Annotated in this window: 11 protein-coding genes; 1 reads left to right on the top strand and 10 read right to left on the bottom strand. The window is 62.6% G+C overall.

Going from position 1 to position 16400, the window contains the following annotated elements:
- Positions 1 to 12: 12 nt before the first annotated feature.
- From C4J84_RS13605 to C4J84_RS13560, 9 genes are all read right to left on the bottom strand, one after another.
- Positions 13 to 2763, bottom strand: a complete 2751-nt coding sequence (locus C4J84_RS13605; protein WP_124435539.1) for a malto-oligosyltrehalose synthase — start codon at positions 2761 to 2763, stop codon at positions 13 to 15.
- Positions 2760 to 4844, bottom strand: coding sequence for a 4-alpha-glucanotransferase (malQ, locus tag C4J84_RS13600; RefSeq protein ID WP_124435538.1), 2085 nt, complete (start codon positions 4842 to 4844; stop codon positions 2760 to 2762). The genes C4J84_RS13605 and malQ overlap by 4 nt, the downstream gene beginning before the upstream one ends.
- Positions 4841 to 6586 carry a malto-oligosyltrehalose trehalohydrolase gene (treZ, locus tag C4J84_RS13595; protein WP_124435537.1) on the bottom strand — a complete coding sequence of 582 codons (1746 nt, stop codon included), beginning with the start codon at positions 6584 to 6586 and terminating at the stop codon, positions 4841 to 4843. Before treZ ends, malQ begins: the two co-directional genes overlap by 4 nt.
- Positions 6587 to 6605: 19 nt before the next feature.
- On the bottom strand, positions 6606 to 8162 hold the full coding sequence (gene glgA, locus C4J84_RS13590; RefSeq protein ID WP_124370854.1) for a glycogen synthase GlgA: 1557 nt from the start codon (positions 8160 to 8162) through the stop codon (positions 6606 to 6608).
- A 503-nt stretch (positions 8163 to 8665) separates the two neighbouring features.
- Positions 8666 to 9619 (bottom strand): D-2-hydroxyacid dehydrogenase family protein, encoded by a 954-nt coding sequence (locus C4J84_RS13580; protein WP_124370852.1) that lies wholly within the window; start codon positions 9617 to 9619, stop codon positions 8666 to 8668.
- A gap of 20 nt (positions 9620 to 9639) precedes the next feature.
- Positions 9640 to 10641, bottom strand: a complete 1002-nt coding sequence (locus C4J84_RS13575) for an alpha/beta fold hydrolase (RefSeq protein ID WP_124370851.1) — start codon at positions 10639 to 10641, stop codon at positions 9640 to 9642.
- Positions 10642 to 10719: 78 nt separating this feature from the next.
- Positions 10720 to 11184, bottom strand: coding sequence for an SRPBCC family protein (locus C4J84_RS13570; RefSeq protein WP_124370850.1), 465 nt, complete (start codon positions 11182 to 11184; stop codon positions 10720 to 10722).
- A gap of 88 nt (positions 11185 to 11272) precedes the next feature.
- Complete coding sequence (locus tag C4J84_RS13565; protein ID WP_124367195.1) at positions 11273 to 13267, bottom strand: methyl-accepting chemotaxis protein; 1995 nt, start codon at positions 13265 to 13267, stop codon at positions 11273 to 11275.
- Positions 13268 to 13399: 132 nt separating this feature from the next.
- On the bottom strand, positions 13400 to 14395 hold the full coding sequence (locus C4J84_RS13560; protein WP_124370849.1) for an aldo/keto reductase: 996 nt from the start codon (positions 14393 to 14395) through the stop codon (positions 13400 to 13402).
- A 112-nt stretch (positions 14396 to 14507) separates the two neighbouring features.
- Between C4J84_RS13560 and C4J84_RS13555 the strand changes: the two genes are divergently transcribed.
- Complete coding sequence (locus C4J84_RS13555) at positions 14508 to 15419, top strand: LysR family transcriptional regulator (protein WP_124370848.1); 912 nt, start codon at positions 14508 to 14510, stop codon at positions 15417 to 15419.
- On the opposite strand, the gene C4J84_RS13550 is transcribed toward C4J84_RS13555, so the two are convergent.
- On the bottom strand, positions 15416 to 16318 hold the full coding sequence (locus C4J84_RS13550) for an AraC family transcriptional regulator (RefSeq protein WP_124370847.1): 903 nt from the start codon (positions 16316 to 16318) through the stop codon (positions 15416 to 15418). The genes C4J84_RS13555 and C4J84_RS13550 overlap by 4 nt on opposite strands.
- Between the last annotated feature and the right edge of the window lie 82 nt (positions 16319 to 16400).

Here is a 16400-nt window from a genome sequence, read left to right as displayed (position 1 = left end):
CAGAGAAAATGTTCAGCTTTCTTGACTATCGGAATTGATAAAGACATTGACCGGGAAATCCCCCAGTGCAGCGCTGATCAACAGCTCCTTGTCTGGTGTGACTACGCTCGTCTGAAAAAGTCCCTTCCAGTTTTGCGTTGCGGCGGCGAACGGTAATTTCACCCGCGTATCGCCCCAAACCTGCGCAGGAATCAACGGCTGCAGTGCATTTTCGAGCAGGCAACGGGACCAGCGTGGCACCACTACCAGCACTTGGTTGCCTTGGTGTTCGCGGCAGAACGCGACGACGTGCTCGGCCTGTTGCCCTACCACCTCCAGGGCGGTGTAGGCACCGTCGCTGAACAGCTCGAGGTTAGCCTTGCGCAAGGTCAGTACCTTCGCGATCAACGCCTGTTTGATACGCCCGTCGCGCCAGTTGGCCAACAGTTCAGCGGTGTCCACTGGCGCCTCCAACGCGCGTTGCCGCGCCTGGAAGTCCACCGGGCGGCGGTTGTCCGGGTCTACCAGGCTGAAGTCCCAGAACTCATCGCCTTGATAGACGTCCGGCACGCCCGGCACGCTCAGGTGAAGCAAAGACTGCGCCAGCCCGTTCAAGGCACCAGCGGGTGCAATCGCCTCGGCCGCAGCGGTAAGGGCGCTGCGCAGCGGGGCGCCGGCTTCACTGAGCAAAACGCGCTTGAGGAAAGCCTCGACGCCCTGTTCGTAGGCCTCGTTGGGCGCGCTCCAACTGCTCTGCAGCTTGGCTTCGCGCAGGGCCTTCTGTTGCCATTGCCACAGGCGTTGCTGATAGGCCTCAAGGTCGGGGTTCGGCTCCAGCGGCCAACTGCCGAGCAGCACCTGATACAGGATCAGTTCATCGCCTGCCGAGGGGCTGTCGGCGCTGTCGCGCAGCGTCGCGGCCAGGCTGCGCCAGTGTTCGACCTGCTCGGCATACCAGGAAGCGCACTCGCTCAGCACCGCCAGACGGGCGCGGGTATCTTCGCCGCGTTTATGGTCGTGGGTGGCGGTGGCCAGCAGGTTGTGCGGGAAGCACTGCAGCCGCTGCTGGTTGACCGCGTGAAAATCGGCCAACGGCGCGCTGAACTGCTCGGTGCTGAAGCCCACATCGTTACGTGACAACAGCACCGCCGAACGGTAGAACGCCGTGTCTTCCACAGCCTTGGCGGCGGCGGGCGAGGTCAGTTGCTGGAAGCGCACGCAGGCATGCTTGAGCATCTTGCGCTCGCGGCCCAGCGGGCGATTGCGCCAGGGTTGCCCACCCAGCCATTTTTCCAAATGATCGAGCACCGGCCAGTCACCTTCGCTCAGGGTGCTGCGCGCGCCGTCCATGGCCTGCTGGAATACCTTGTCGTCAGCCGCGCTGCGCCCGCGTGCGCTGATATAGGTGCGGTACACCGGGAAGTGCACGATCAGTTCCTGCAAGGCGCGACGGATCGCGCCCAGGGTCAGGTCGCGGGTCATTACGTCGTCACGCGCCACCTGCAACAGCGCCTGGGCCACGCTTTCGAAATCGCCGCCCAACGAGCCATTGAGAATCTGCTGGCGCGCCAGCCGGGCTTCTTCGATAAATGCCGAAGGCCGTTCGCTGTGGCGTGACCACAATTCGGCCAGCGGCGCGAAACCATCCGGATGGTGTTGCAGCAACGACAGTTGGTTCATGAATTCGTAGCCGGTGGTGCCGTCCACTTGCCAGTCTTCGCGCAGGGTCTCGCCTTCACCGAGGATCTTCTCCACGAAGATCGGCAAATGCCGCTGCGGTGACAGCGCATCCACCCGGCGCCGCAGCTTGCGGCAGTAACCGCGCGGGTCGGCCAGCCCGTCGATGTGGTCGATGCGCAGGCCATCGATCAAGCCTGCGCTGATCAACTCGAAAATCTTGCCGTGGGTGGCCTCGAACACCGCCGTGCGCTCCACGCGCAGGCCGCCCAGCTCGTTCACATCGAAGAAACGGCGCCAGTTGATGTCGTCCGCCGCCGTGCGCCAACTGGCCAGGCGGTAGCTTTGTTGTTCCAGCAGTTGATGCAGGCGCGCAAAGCCTTCCGGTGTACGCCCGTCGAACGCGGCGAGGCGCTGTTCGATGGCGGGAAGCAGTTCGCTGGCGCGCTCGGCCAAGGCCTGTTTGAGCTGGGCGGCTTCGGCGTAGGCGTCATCCTGATAAGCCAGGGTGGCGAAGCGATCGGCCAAGGGCTTGAGCCCCTCGTCGCCGCCAAGCACCAAGGCGTAGTCCCGCGGGCAGATCGGGAAACGGTGTTCGTAGTGCTCGACGTAGAACGCGCCCTGCGCCGCGTCAAACTTCAGCACCAGGCTGCCGCTCTGCAACGCTTCGCCGTAATCGCTGCCAAGGAACGGCATCAGCAACTGGCCCTTGAGCAGCGGGTCCGGGGAGTGCCATTGAATATCGAAGAATTCGCTGTAGGGGCTCAAGCGCCCCCATTCCAGCAGGTCCAGCCACCAGGGGTTATCGGCGCCGCCGACGGCCATGTGGTTGGAGACGATGTCGAGGATCAGGCCCATATCGTGTTCGCGCAACGCGGCCACCAGCCGCTGCAACGCCGCCTCGCCGCCCAGTTCCGGGTTGACGCGGGTAGGGTCGACCACGTCGTAGCCGTGCATCGAACCGGCACGGGCTTTGAGCAGGGGCGAGGCATACAGGTGGCTGATGCCCAGTCGGGCGAAATACGGCACCAATGGCACCGCGTCATCCAGGGTGAAGCCTTTATGAAATTGCAGGCGCTGGGTAGCGCGCAAGGGCAGTGCTTTCATCGGTCACGCTCATAAGCTTGGTTGCGCGCTACGGCCAGCAGCTCGAGGCGGCGCGCGGCGCCGGCATTGTCGAGCAGGCTGGACGCTTCGCCTGGCAGGCGGCGGCGCCAATTGGGGTGGGTGTCGGTGGTGCCGGGCAGGTTGGGTTGTTCCTCCATGCCCAGCGCATCCTCCAGCGGCAGCAAGACCAGCGGCGCACGGGTGTGGCCGAGGTAGCGCACGCTGGCATCGATCATATGGTCGGTGTCGTTGCGGATTTCATCGACGAAGTTCTGCGGGTCCTGGCTCAAGGCCTGGCGCAGGGCCTGACGTTCGCGCAGGCGGTGTTCGCTCCACTGGTCTACGGTTGGCGCGTCGATCAGGCCCAGCTGGATATTCCATTCGATGTCGCGGCTGTGCCACCAGCCGTTGAGGGTCGGCAAGTCGTGGGTGCTGGTGGTGGCCAGGGCGTTGTCGGGCCAGTCGAGGATAGGCCTGAACTGGCCCTCATGGTTTTGCTCGAACAACAACACGCGCATGCCGAGGATCGCCCGGCTGCTGAGTTTTTCGCGCAGGCCGTCGGGCACGGTGCCCAAGTCTTCACCGAGCACAATGGCCTGGTGACGATGAGATTCCAGGGCCAACAGGCGCAGCATGTCGTCCACCGGGTAATACAGGTAGGCGCCTTCGCGCGGCGATGCGCCGTTCGGGATGACCCACAGGCGTTGCAGGCCCATCACATGGTCGATGCGCAGGCCGCCTGCATGGGCGAAATTGGCCCGCAGCATTTCAATGAACGCGCGGAAACCGTTGCGTTGGAGTCCCTCGGGGGAAAACGCGGAAATGCCCCAACCCTGGCCTGCACGGTTGAGAATGTCCGGTGGCGCGCCGACGGTCAGGTCGGCGAGCAATTCATCCTGGCGACTCCACGCCTGGCTGCCAGCGCCGTCGGCGCCCACCGCCAGGTCGGCGATCAGGCCGATGCCCATGCCGCTGCCACGCGCTGCCTGTTGCGCACGTTGCAGGCTGCGCGCGATCAGCCATTGGGTGAAAGCGAAATAGCCAATCTCATCGCGGTGCTCCTCGGCGAACTGCACCAGCGCCGGGCTCTGCGGTGTACGCCAGTCTTGCGGCCACTGGCGCCAATCGAGTTCTTCGCCGGCGGCGGCGCGCAACGCTTGCACGGCTTCGAACCGGCAGTGGTTTTCCAGGGCCTCGCCGCCATTTTGGCGAAAGCTCTGGAAATCAGCGTGTTGCGGATGGTGGCCGTGGCGGAAATCTTCATACAGAGTGCGCAGCAGACGTTGCTTGGCCTTGGCGGCGGCGGGCCAGTCGATCAGCGTGAGCTGTTCCAGCTCATGCAGCTCCTCGGCCAGGCCTGCGGTTTCGATGGCATTGCGCACTTCACGCTCGCCCAAAATGCAGGCCGGCGAGGCATACAGGCTGTTGAGAAACAACCGGCTGGAAGGCGAATAAGGGCTGTAGCGCTCGGCGTCGGCGCTGAACATGGCATGCATCGGGCTGATCGCCAGGGCGTCGGCCCCGCGCTCGGCGGCCGAGCGGGCCAGGTGCTCCAGGGCCAGGGTGTCGCCGAAACCGCCGTCGCCCAAGCGGCGCAACGAGTAGAGCTGGGCGCTCAGGCCCCAGGCGCGGGCGGGGTTGGTGTCGACCGCTTCGGCCACGCTATAGCATTGGGCGGGTGCAACTGCGAGGGTAAACGTCTGGCCATCAATATGCGCCTGATGGTAGCCCACGGCGATGACGCCAGGCAGCACGGCATCCCCGTCCAGACGCAGCTCCAGGGTTTCACCGTTTTCCAGATGGACGCGGCACGGCGTGTCGGGTGCAAAGAAACGCGCCAGGTCCAGGCCTTCACCGCTGTCGATGGTCAGCAGTGGCGGCAGATGCTTGTCCTGCTGGGCCTGCTCCAGTTCTCGCAGGCTGGCGTCGATCTCGACCTCGGTATCGGCCGGGTGCCCCAGCCCTTTGAGCACGGCGCGCAGGGCGTCGGGCTGCACATGTTGCGGGCGACCGTTGGCATCGATCCAATCGACGGCCAGGCCCGCGCGGCTGGCGAGTAGTTCCAGGTTCGCTTCGCTCAAAACTCTTCTCCGACGGGGAATAAGGACACGCGTGCGCTGAGGGGCGGCAGGTGCGCCACGGGCTCGGCAGGCGTTTGAAAGATCACATGTGGCGAGGCGGGCTGGTCGATAGGCTCGGCGCTCAGGTTCAGGTCGATTTGCAACACGCTGCCATCGCCAAGGCGCCAGCGCGCAGTCACGGCGCTGTCCGCCAGCACCTGCGCACCCAAGGCCACGCTGCCGGGTAGATGGGGCACCACATATTGATGGCGCAGGCCCAGCAAGTGGCGATAGAGCTGGGCCTGCTCGTTTTCGACCAGGGACGGCTTCGATTGCAGGAAGGTCGTCACTGCGTTGGGATCGGGGATGCGTTCGCGCTGCTCGGGGTCATGAAACGCGGCGAAATCGGCGAACTCGTTACGTCGGCCCTCACGCACGGCCTGCGCCAGTTCACCGTGATGGTCGGTGAAAAACAGGAACGGCTGCGCGGCATTGACTTCATCGCCCATGAACATCAGCGGGATCATCGGCGACAGCAGCAACAGCGCGGTCGCCGCCTTCAACGCCTGGGGCGAGCACAGTTGATGCAGGCGTTCGCCCAGGGCGCGGTTGCCAATCTGGTCGTGGTTCTGCAGGAACGCCACGAAAGCGGTCGGCGGCAGCTCCGCACTGGGTTCGCCGCGTGTATGGCCGTGGCGGGTGGGCTCGCCCTGGTAGATAAAGCCTTCACCCAGGCAGCGTGCCAGTTTGACGGTAGGCTGCTCGGCGAAATCGCTGTAGTAGGCATCGGTTTCGCCGGTGAGCAGTACGTGCAGCACGTTATGGAAGTCATCGTTCCATTGCGCGTCGAAATCCTGTTCGAGCAGGCTGGCCTGGTTCAGCTCGTTTTCCAGCATCAGCCACACGTGGCGGCCGGTGTCGACCTGCTGACGCACTCGCTGCGCCAGCTCCCGCAGGAACTCGGGGTTGTCGATGGCGTGCACCGCGTCCAGGCGCAGGCCATCGAAGCGGTATTCAAGCAGCCACATCAAGGCGTTATCGAGGAAGAAATCCCGCACTTCACGACGCTCGAAATCAATCCCCGCGCCCCATGGGGTGTGCACGTCTTCCTGGAAGAAGCCCTTGGCGTACTGGCCCAGGTAATTGCCATCCGGGCCGAAGTGGTTGTAGACCACGTCGAGGATCACCGCCAGGCCATGCCCGTGGGCACTGTCGATCAAGTGCTTGAGTTGTTCGGGGGTGCCATAGGTAGAGTGAGGTGCGTAAGGCAGTACCCCGTCGTAGCCCCAGTTGCGCTCACCGGGGAATTGCGCCAGGGGCATCAGTTCGATGGCGGTCACACCCAGCTCGGCCAGGCGCGGCAGCTGCTTCTCGACTTCGGCGTAACCGCCCATAGCGCCGACGTGCAGTTCGTAGATAACCGCTTCGTGCCAGGGGCGGCCTTGCCAGTGGCTGTGCCGCCACTCATACGCGAGCGGGTCGACGACGCGGCTCCAACCGTGCACATCCAGCGCCTGGGCCCTGGAGGCGGGGTCGGGAACATCCCGTTCGCCGTCGATATTGAAGCGGTAAAGCGTTCCGGCAGGGCAGGCCACTTCTACTTCGAACCAGCCATTTGCCTGGGGCAACATGGCGATGGATTTCCCGTCCTGCAATTCAACGCTGACATAAAACGCGTCTGGCGCCCACAAGGCAAAACGCGTGTGTTGCGCGTCCAGCATCAGTGCGCCGTGGGGCCAGGTTTCCAGAGTCCGTAACGGCATCTATGAAGACCTCTCTTGATTATTTAGTCGATTTCCCCAGTGCTTTAACCACCAGTTGTTCATACAGCTCGGCGTAGGGTTCCACCGCCTGTGACCAGTTAAAGGGTTGGGTCATGGCGCGGCTGCGCATGGCGTTAAGCAGGCCTGGGAAGGAAAACACTTTGAACGCGCGCTCCAGGGCTGCTTTGTAGCTGTCGACGGTGGATTCGTTGAACAGGAATCCGGTGACGCCGTTTTCAATAGTGTCGGCCAGGCCGCCAGTGTTGCGCGCTACCGGCAACGAGCCGAAACGCTGGGCATACATCTGGCTCAGGCCGCAGGGCTCATAGCGCGATGGCATCAGCAGGAAGTCGCTGCCGGCGAACATGCGGCGGGCGTCGGTCTCGTTGAAGCCGATGCGCACGCCAACCTGGCCTGGGAAGCGCAGCGCCAGCTCACGCATGGCCTGTTCTTCTTCCGGCTCGCCACGCCCGATGATCGCGATCTGGCCACCGTTTTCAACGATGAAGCTGGCGACCGCTTCGGTGAGGTCCAAGCCTTTCTGGTAGACCAGGCGCGACACCACGGCGAACAACGGGCCGGTGGAATCATGCAGGCCGAACAGCTCGCGCACTTGGGCGGCGTTGATGGCCTTGCCTTCCCAGTCACCAATATTGAAGTTATGGGTCAGATGGGGGTCGGTGGACGTTTCCCAGCTTTCGTCGATACCGTTGGGAATCCCGCTGAGCAGGCCTTGCTGGGTTTTGCTGGCCAGGAAGCCATCAAGGCCACAGCCGAATTCCGGCGTGGTGATCTCCTCGGCGTAGGTGGCGCTGACCGTGGTGATGTGGCTGGAGTAGGCCATGCCGGCCTTGAGGAACGACATCTTGCCGTAGAACTCCATGCCTTCCTGTTGCAGGGCATGGGGCGGGATGCCCAATTCGGGGGTGCAGCCCAGGCTCACCACGCCCTGGTAGGCGAGGTTATGAATGGTGAACAGGGTCGGTGTGCGTGAACCACGCCAGTGCATATACGCCGGGGCTAGGCCAGCGGGCCAGTCGTGGGCGTGCACCAGGTCCGGGCACCAGTGAATCTGGGCGAGGTTGGCGGCCATGTCGGCGGCGGCCAGGCCCAGGCGGGCGAAGCGGATATGGTTGTCCGGCCAGTCGCGGCCATTGTTGGCGCCGTAGGGCGTGCCTTCACGCTCGTACAGCTCGGGGCAGATCAGTACATAGATGACCAGGCCGTCCTTGAGGTCCATGCGCCCGATCTTGCACGGTGGCAGTGCCGCGTGGCCGCCCAGCTCACCGACGATATGGATCGGGTTGTCGCTCTCCATCACCTGCGGGTAACCGGGAATCAGCACCCGCACATCGTGCAGGTGCGCCATGGCGCGGGGCAGGGCGGCGGAGACGTCGCCCAGGCCACCGGTCTTTACCAAGTCGGCAAACTCGGAGGTAACAAACAGCACTTTCTTTCGATTCGGGTTCTTACTCACGATCGGCCGCACAGTGTTGGGCAGGTCGGCCAATGATGTAGGCCCCCCTGCCGGCTGACTAAAACGCTCTCCCTGAGTTACTACTGCGGCACTGATCATAATGCACTCCCCTTGTTTCGTTGGTCGGCTAATGGCCCGCTGCCATCAGCTCCGATTGACCGCATCCTGCGGCCAGGCGCACAAGCGCAATACAAGCTGGCAAGGCGTATGCCAGTTGCACGGTTAGCTGAAAAAGTTTGGATGGGCGGGCATGCGGCCTGAACCGGATATGTTCGCCTTACCTAAAACTGGACCTGCGGCAGAGTTCGAAAGTTTCGATTTTTTGCGGGGTTTTTGTTTTGGAACGGACCCATCGGTCATCAGTCTAGGACAGATTCCAGCATCCATAGGGTTTAAAAGGGAATTTTGTAGGACAAAAAACTTTTAACCTTAAGCCTGCGGATGCGCATCGCCCCTGTAGGAGCGAGCTTGCTCGCGAAGGACGTCAATGATGACGCAGGCATCCTGAATGCACGCGGCGCCCTTGGGTTTTTCGCGAGCAAGCTCGCTCCTACAGCGGCCACGTGGTCATTTCATTCAAGGTCATGCCCCGAAACGGTGCGTCAGCCGAGCACCCGAATGGGCACGCCGTCCGTCCAGGCCTGGATGTCTTCGATCATCTGCTGATAGAACTGCCGGTAGTTCTGTTCGCTCACATAACCGACATGGGGCGTTGCCAGCACATTCGGCAGGGAGCGGAAGGGATGTTCAAGCGGTAGTGGCTCCTGGCTATATACGTCCAGCGCCGCGCCAGCCAGTCGCCCGCTGCTCAATGCCTCAACCAGCGCCTGTTCATCCACAATCGGCCCGCGTGCCGTGTTCACCAGCCGGGCACTGGGTTTCATCCAGCTCAACGCCTGCGCATCGACCAGGCCGCGACTGCGCTCGCTGAGTACCAGGTGAATGGTCAGAATGTCAGCCTGTTCGAACAGCTCGCGCTTGCTGACCCAGGTCACGCCGGACTCAGCCGCCCGTTGCGGCGTGAGGTTTTCGCTCCAGGCAATCACGCGCATGCCGAATACCTGGGCGAACTGTGCGACTTTTTGCCCGATGCTGCCCAGCCCGAGGATGCCCAGGGTCTTGCCATACAGATCGCCGCCCAGGCCGACTTGCCAACCGCCTGCGCGCAGGGAATTGGCTTCGGCCAGCAGGTTGCGCGTCGAGGCCATGATCAGCGCCCAGGTCAGCTCCGGCGCGGCCTGCTTATAGCTGTCGGTGCCGCACACCTGAATACCCAATGCCTTGGCGGCGGCGATGTCGATGGCGGCGTTGCGCATGCCACCGGTCACCAGCAATTTGAGCCTGGGCAGCCCTTGCAGTAAGGCCTGGTCGAAGAGGGAGCGCTCGCGCATCACGCAAATAACGTCGAACGCCCGCAAACGCTCGGCCATCGTGGCGGTATCGGTGGGGTAGTCATGGAGAAAGTGCACCTGGCCCAAGGGCGCCAGCACCGACCAATCCACCACGCTGCCGGCCACTTGCTGCCAATCATCAATGACTGCGATCTGTAGCGACATGCACGCGTGCCTCACTTAGATTAAAGGGCCTTCAAACCCTGCAACAGCGCTTGATGAAACCGCGCCGGTTCTTCCATCTGCGGCGCATGGCCCAAGCCGTCGAACTCCACCAGGGTCGCATGGGGAATCAGCTTGGCCACCTGCTTGCCCAGCACCTGGTAGTTGCCGACCTTGGCTTTCACATCCGGTGGCGCCAGGTCTTTGCCGATGGCGGTGGTGTCGCTGGTGCCGATCAGCAGCAGGGTGGGCGCTTGCACGTCCTTGAACTCGTAGTACACCGGCTGGGTGAAGATCATGTCGTAAATCAACGCCGAGTTCCAGGCCACCCGGGTATGCCCCGGGCCTTGGTTGAGGCCGACGAGCATGTCCACCCAGCGCTCGTACTCGGGCTTCCAGCGGCCCACGTAATAGGTGTCGCGCTCGTACTTGCGCACGCCGTCTGCGTTCAGTTTCAACTCGCGCTGATACCACTGGTCAACGCTTTGGTGCGGCACGCCCAAGGCCTTCCAGTCTTCCAGGCCGATGGGGTTGACCAGCGCCAGTTGCTCAGTTTGTTCGGGGTACATCAAGGCATAGCGCGTGGCGAGCATACCGCCGGTGGAGTGGCCGAGCAGCGTGGCTTTTTGAATGCCGAGCTTTTCCAGTAACTGATGGGTGTTGAGCGCCAGTTGCTGGAAGCTGTACTGGTAATGTTCGGGCTTGCTGGAGGTGCAAAAGCCAATCTGGTCCGGCGCGATCACCCGGTAACCGGCGTCGCTCAAGGCTTTGATCGAGTCTTCCCAGGTGGCGCCGCAGAAGTTCTTGCCGTGCATCAGCACCACGCTGCGGCCGTTGGCTTTGCCTTTGGCCGGGACGTCCATATAGCCCATCTGCAGGCTTTTACCTTGGGACTCGAAGTTGAAGCGTTCAACCGGATAGGGGTACTGGAAGCCCTGGAGTTCAGGGCCGTAGGTGGCGGCGAACACAGGCGCGGCGCTGGCGGTAAGCAGGCCGGCGACGCATAAGTCACGGATGGAAGGCATGGGCATCAACTCCGGGAAAAGATGCTCCGGATGCTGTTTGGGAGAGATTAACGGGGGATTAACACACCCGCTGCAGGGTTACTGCGTCGAGCCGCTGGCGTTTTCCAGTCGGTGCTTGAGCCGGTCCAGCGCGATACGCGAGAGCTCGATCATGCGCTCATGCAAGGTCACCAGTTGCAGTTCGGTCTCATAGCTCAGTACCCGCGTAAACAGCGTGCCGCCAGGCTGTGCTTGCAGGCAATAATGCAGGGAACCGTCGACCACCACTGAGGTGAACACGGTCATGAACTCAAAGGGGCAGCGCGCAATGTGTACGCGGTAGCTCAGCGGCACGCGGATACCCAGCAGGTCGATGATTTCGGTAAACCGCGCACCGGTCGGCAGGGAGCCGTGGGTGCCGGTGTCGGCGCTGAGGGAGGTGGGGTGCCATTCGTGCCAGCGATCCGGTTGGGTCACGTAGTCGTAGACGGCCTCGACCGGGGCGTGGATGAACCGTTCCTGGCTGATTCGCTCCACGCGGATCGGATGCTCGATAGCGTGCATGACACACCTCCTGTGTGGCGGGTTTTAAACCAGGAGCTGTGAGAATAGTCCGACTCCCGCGCTTTGCACGGGAGTATTCAGGCGTGGATCAACGCACTTTGAAGCGCCCCATCAAGGCAATCACTCGGCCATTCGCTTCCAGCAGGCTGTGGGTATTGGTTTCAGTGGCATGGCCGCTTTCGACCAGCTCTTCTACCATATGTCGGATCTGTACCATGCTGCGATTGATCTCTTCGGTCACGGCGCTCTGTTGCTCGGCGGCCGTCGCGATCTGGGTGCTGAGGTTGTTGATATGGCTGACCGAACCGGCCATTTCATCGAGCCCGCTGTTCACCCGCGCGGTGGCATCCGCCGCCGACTGGCAGCTGGCCTGGGTGTTTTCCATGGCGGTGACCGATGAGCTTACGCCGGTGGTCAAGCGCGCCAGCATCTCGTTGATCTGCGAGGTGCTGGCCTGGGTGCGTGCGGCGAGTGCACGTACTTCATCGGCCACTACGGCAAAACCGCGGCCTTGTTCACCGGCCCGCGCCGCTTCAATTGCGGCGTTAAGCGCCAACAGGTTGGTCTGACCGGCGATGGCGCCGATCACGCCGAGGGTTTCGGTGATACGTGCGGCGTCCTGGCGCATGTTCTCAACGGTGTGGGTCGCGCTGGCGACCTCACCGATCAAGGCGCTGACACTGGTGGACGCTTCGCCCACCACCACCCGGGAACGGTCGGCGTGTTCGTTGGCGCGCTGGGTGAACGCTGCGGTTTCAGCGGCGTTTTGCGCGACGGTGTCGGCGGTGGAGCTCATTTCGGTGATGGCGGTCACCGTCTGGTCGGTTTCTGAAGCGTGGCGCACCAGGATCTGGTTGGTGTGCGCCGAGGTCTGCTGCAGCTGCGCAAGACCCGAGGCCATGGCGCCGGTGGCCTGGGTCACTTCGCCGATCATGTTTTGCAGGTAGACGATAAAGTGGTTCACCGAGTGACCGATAGCGCCCAGTTCGTCTTCGGCGCGGATGGTGATGCGTCGCGTGAGGTCGGCGTCGCCGGCAGACAGCGCGTCGATATTGCCCTTGAGCGCTTTCATGCGCTGTACCAACTGGCGAATGGCATACGCCGCGAGCAGCACCAGCAGGATCACCATCGGGATTTGCAGCAACGCCAGGCTGCCGAGCACGTCATTGCGCTGGGCGGTGATCAGCGAGGTGGGCAGGGCGGTCGCCAGGAACCACGGGGTGCCCTCGATCGGGCGCATGTAGAACGTGCTGGCCACGCCCTGGTTGTCAAACTCGCTGCGTTGCAAGGCCTGGTCACGATGGGCAAGGGCTTTGCTGACCTGGGCGGCAAAGGCCGAGGTGCCGGTCAGTTCGCTGATGTTCTTCAACACCACCGGGCTGCTGATGCGCGAGCTGTTGCTGATAATCTTGCCGTCGCCCTCGACGATCAGCATTTGCCCGCCGATGTCTTTTTCCTTGCTGGCCACCAGGTCATTGAAGAAGCCCAGGGTCACGTCGATGGTCGCCACGCCATAGGCGGCGCCGTCACGCTGGATCGCCATGGCGCAGTTGGTGCGCGGCTCCTGGCTGGCGTCGTCCTTGTAGGCGGCGGCCCAGGCGCATTGGCCACGGGGCGAGGCGAGGCCGCCCTTGTACCAGCTCTGGTCGTAATAGTTGGGCGCGGGGTCACTATTCCAGAAGGTGTTGACCGCCAACTTGCCCGAGGCGTCACGGTGCCAGAACGTGCTGTGTTTGTTACGCCCAGGCGTGCGCTGGTTGGGCAGCGGCCAGATACCGCCGCCGAATACTTTCAGCTCGCCGTATTGATCAACCAGGCCGGGCAGGACCTTGTCGATGGCGTCGCTGTCGAGCAGCGGAATCGTTTGCGTGATGGTGCGTTGCTGGGCCTGAACCTTGTTCAGTTCGCCCTGGATCTGTTCGGCCACTTCGCCGATGCGATTGAGTACCACCTGTTCTTCGGTGTATTGCAGCTTGGGTGCGACCAACTGGCCGATACCCACGACAGTCAACACCAATAACACCAGGACGAACAGCACCAGGAACAGGGTATAGCGAGCTTGGATGGAGCGCAGTGGGGGCATGGGATCGTCCTTACGAAGCGTTATTGTCGGCGCGGCTTTGTTAGAGCTTCGTAGGGCTATCGGCTTGGACGGTAGGAGCTTTAGGTAGGTGTGTGTAAGAAAGTGCCGACGCCGTCGAGCGGCGCCGCCAGGTCAGATATTGAGCATCGACATCACGTCCTCGGGGTAACGCATGCCGGCGGTTGCGTGCGCCGGGAAGATCGCTGCCAGCGCCGACACTTCAGTCGGCGTCAGGCTGATCGACACGGCCGCCACGTTCTCTTCCAGGTATTTGCGCTGCTTGGTGCCTGGGATCGGTACGATGTAGTCGCCCTGCGCCAATACCCAGGCCAGCGCCAGTTGGCCCGCCGTGATGCCTTTATCCGCCGCCAGCGCCTGCACCTGTTTGACCAGTTGCAGGTTTTTCGAAAAATTCTCGCCCTGGAAACGCGGGTTGAATCGCCGGTAGTCGTCAGCGCCGAAATCTTCCGGGCTTTTCAGTGCGCCGGTCAGAAAGCCCCGGCCCAACGGGCTGTAAGGCACGAAGGCGATGCCCAGCCGTTGGCAGGCGGCGAGGCAGCCGTTGTCTTCCTGCTCGCGGCTCCACAGTGAGTATTCGCTTTGCAAGGCGCTGATGGGGTGGACCTTATGCGCCCGTTCCAACGTGGCGGCAGACGCTTCGCTCAGGCCCAGGTAGCGCACCTTGCCCTGTTGCACCAACTCGGCCATGGCGCCGACGGTTTCTTCGATGGCCACCTCGGGATCGATGCGGTGCTGGTAGTACAGGTCCAGGGTTTCAATGCCCAGGCGTTGCAGCGTGCCGTCGATGGACGTGCGAACGTACTCGGGGCGCCCATTCACACCGCGCAGCGCCGGGTTCGCCGGATCGCGCAGGATGCCGAACTTGCTGGCGAGGAACACCTGATCGCGCTTGCCGGCGATGGCCCTGCCGATCAACTGTTCGTTGGTGTGGGGGCCGTACATGTCGGCGGTATCGAGGAAGTTGACCCCCAGTTCAAGGGCGCGGTGCAGGGTGGCGATGGCTTGCGTGGTGTCGAGGCCGGGGGTATAGAAGTCGCTCATGCCCATGCAGCCGAGGCCGATGGCGGAGACGTGTGGGCCGTTCTTACCGAGTTGACGAGTGCGCATGGTTCAGCTCCTTGGATGAAGGCGCCTATTGTCGCCCTCGACAAAACCTGGATAAACCGGCTAAAAGCACTATCACTATTTGGAAATTCTTAATAATCCTCAGAGGCTCACCGTGGACCGTTTCAATGCCATGCGCGTTTTCACCCGGATTGTGGAGTTGGGCGGGTTCGCCAAGGCGGCGGACAGCCTGCAACTGCCGCGCGCCTCGGTGACCGTGCTGATCAAGCAACTGGAGGCACACCTCGGTGTGCAACTGCTGCAACGCACCACGCGCCAGGTCAACCCGACCCTCGACGGTGCGGCGTACTACGAGCGCTGCGTGCAGTTGCTCACGGACCTGGAGGAAACCGAGGCGGTGTTTTCCTCGCGCCGGCAAAACCCGCGAGGCAGGCTGAGCATCGATATGCCGTCGGGCATTGGCCGTCTGATCGTGATTCCGGCGCTGCCGACGTTCACCGCGCTGTACCCGCAGATCGAGCTGGATATCGGACTCAATGATCGCCCGGTGGACTTGATCCGCGAAGGGGTCGATTGCGTGCTGCGCGGTGGCCTGGCGTTGGACGAATCGCTGGTGGCGCGACCGCTGGCGATGATGGACCAGTTGACCCTGGCCAGCCCCGCGTACCTGCAGCGCATGGGTGTGCCCACCAGCCTGGACGACCTGGCCCGGCATCAGATGATCGAGTACGTCTCCAGCGCCAGCGGCAAGCGCTTTGGCCTTGAATTCCAGCTCGGCACCGAACTGCGCACGGTCAACTTGGCGAAGCTGGTCGCGGTAAACAGCTCCGATGGGTATTTCGCCGCCTGTGAAGCCGGCTACGGGCTGATCCAGGCGCCGCATTATCACGCCATGGAGCAACTGGCCGAGGGCACGTTGGTGGAGGTATTGCCGCAAGTGGCGGTGCCGACCATGGCGCTGACTGCGCTGTACCCGCCGCATCGTCAGCTGTCCCTGCGGGTGCGCGTGTTTGTCGATTGGCTGGTGCAGCTGTGCGCCGCGCCGGGCAATGGCTTGCGGCGCTAGCTTTGCGCGCGGCGGTAGGCGCCCGGTTGTTGCCCGGTGACTTTATGAAAGGCGCGGGTAAACGCCGCCACCGATTGATAGCCCACCGCCAGCGATGCATCGGCCACGGTCTGGTCTGCCTTGAACAACTGGCAGGCGTGGCGCATGCGCATCATCAACAACACCTGGCCGGGTGATTGTCCGCACAGTTCATTGAAACGCTTGAAAAACGCCGAGCGTGACAGCCCGGTGCAGGCGGCCATGCTCTCCAGCGTCCAGTTTTCGGCCGGGCGTGCAATCAGCTGTTCCAACAAATTGGAAAATGCCGGGTGCCGAGCGAGTGCCGCCAGACCGCCCAATTCGCGGTTATCCAGCACTTGTTGACGCAGCACATACAAAAACAACAGATGGCACAGCCGTTCGAGCATGGCCGAGGAGGGCGCCGGCTGGCGCTCGCACTCTTGCAGGATCAGTTCGAACAGATTGCGCGCGGCAGTCAACGACGGGTCGCCGGCGCGCAGGATAATCCAGGCGGGCAGGTTGTCGACGATCATCGCCGACAGCCCGGACTGGAAATGAAAGAAGCCGCAGACAAGACCCACACCGTCCGTGGCGTTGTTGTCGAGCGCCAGCATCGGGCGGCGCGGGCATTCCTGCGCGCCCTGCGCAGTGTCTGCACCGGACAGCCGATATTCCAGGTCGCGCAGCAGGAATACCGCATCGCCGTTGTTCAGGTACTGCGCAGGCTGGCCGTGGATGTGCAGCCAGCATTCGCCTTGCACAATCAAATGAAAACTCGCCCTGGCCAGCCCATGGGTGCTCGCGTGCCAGTCGCCGCAATAGCGGCCGACGTGGAACAGGCTAGTGTTGAGTTCAAGGCTGTCTAATAACCAATCGACGAGCGCGCTGGACGAATTCATCTAATGAAAAGACTCTAGAGCAAGTAATCGCTACTTTAGCCTATTGAGCGGTTTTTTTATAACCAACAGACTGGAGTCATTC

It is taken from the genome of Pseudomonas sp. R11-23-07 (assembly GCF_003852295.1).
GTDB lineage: Bacteria > Pseudomonadota > Gammaproteobacteria > Pseudomonadales > Pseudomonadaceae > Aquipseudomonas.
This window is presented reverse-complemented; position numbering and strand designations above follow the sequence as displayed.

Excerpts from the sequence above, each read along its gene's own strand:
- C4J84_RS13605 (WP_124435539.1), bottom strand. The coding sequence starts at position 2,763 with ATGAAAGCACTGCCCTTGCGCGCTACCCAGCGCCTGCAATTTCATAAA.
- treZ (WP_124435537.1), bottom strand. The coding sequence starts at position 6,586 with ATGCCGTTACGGACTCTGGAAACCTGGCCCCACGGCGCACTGATGCTG.
- glgA (WP_124370854.1), bottom strand. The coding sequence starts at position 8,162 with ATGATCAGTGCCGCAGTAGTAACTCAGGGAGAGCGTTTTAGTCAGCCG.
- C4J84_RS13580 (WP_124370852.1), bottom strand. The coding sequence starts at position 9,619 with ATGTCGCTACAGATCGCAGTCATTGATGATTGGCAGCAAGTGGCCGGC.
- C4J84_RS13575 (WP_124370851.1), bottom strand. The coding sequence starts at position 10,641 with ATGCCTTCCATCCGTGACTTATGCGTCGCCGGCCTGCTTACCGCCAGC.
- C4J84_RS13570 (WP_124370850.1), bottom strand. The coding sequence starts at position 11,184 with ATGCACGCTATCGAGCATCCGATCCGCGTGGAGCGAATCAGCCAGGAA.
- C4J84_RS13565 (WP_124367195.1), bottom strand. The coding sequence starts at position 13,267 with ATGCCCCCACTGCGCTCCATCCAAGCTCGCTATACCCTGTTCCTGGTG.
- C4J84_RS13560 (WP_124370849.1), bottom strand. The coding sequence starts at position 14,395 with ATGCGCACTCGTCAACTCGGTAAGAACGGCCCACACGTCTCCGCCATC.
- C4J84_RS13550 (WP_124370847.1), bottom strand. The coding sequence starts at position 16,318 with ATGAATTCGTCCAGCGCGCTCGTCGATTGGTTATTAGACAGCCTTGAA.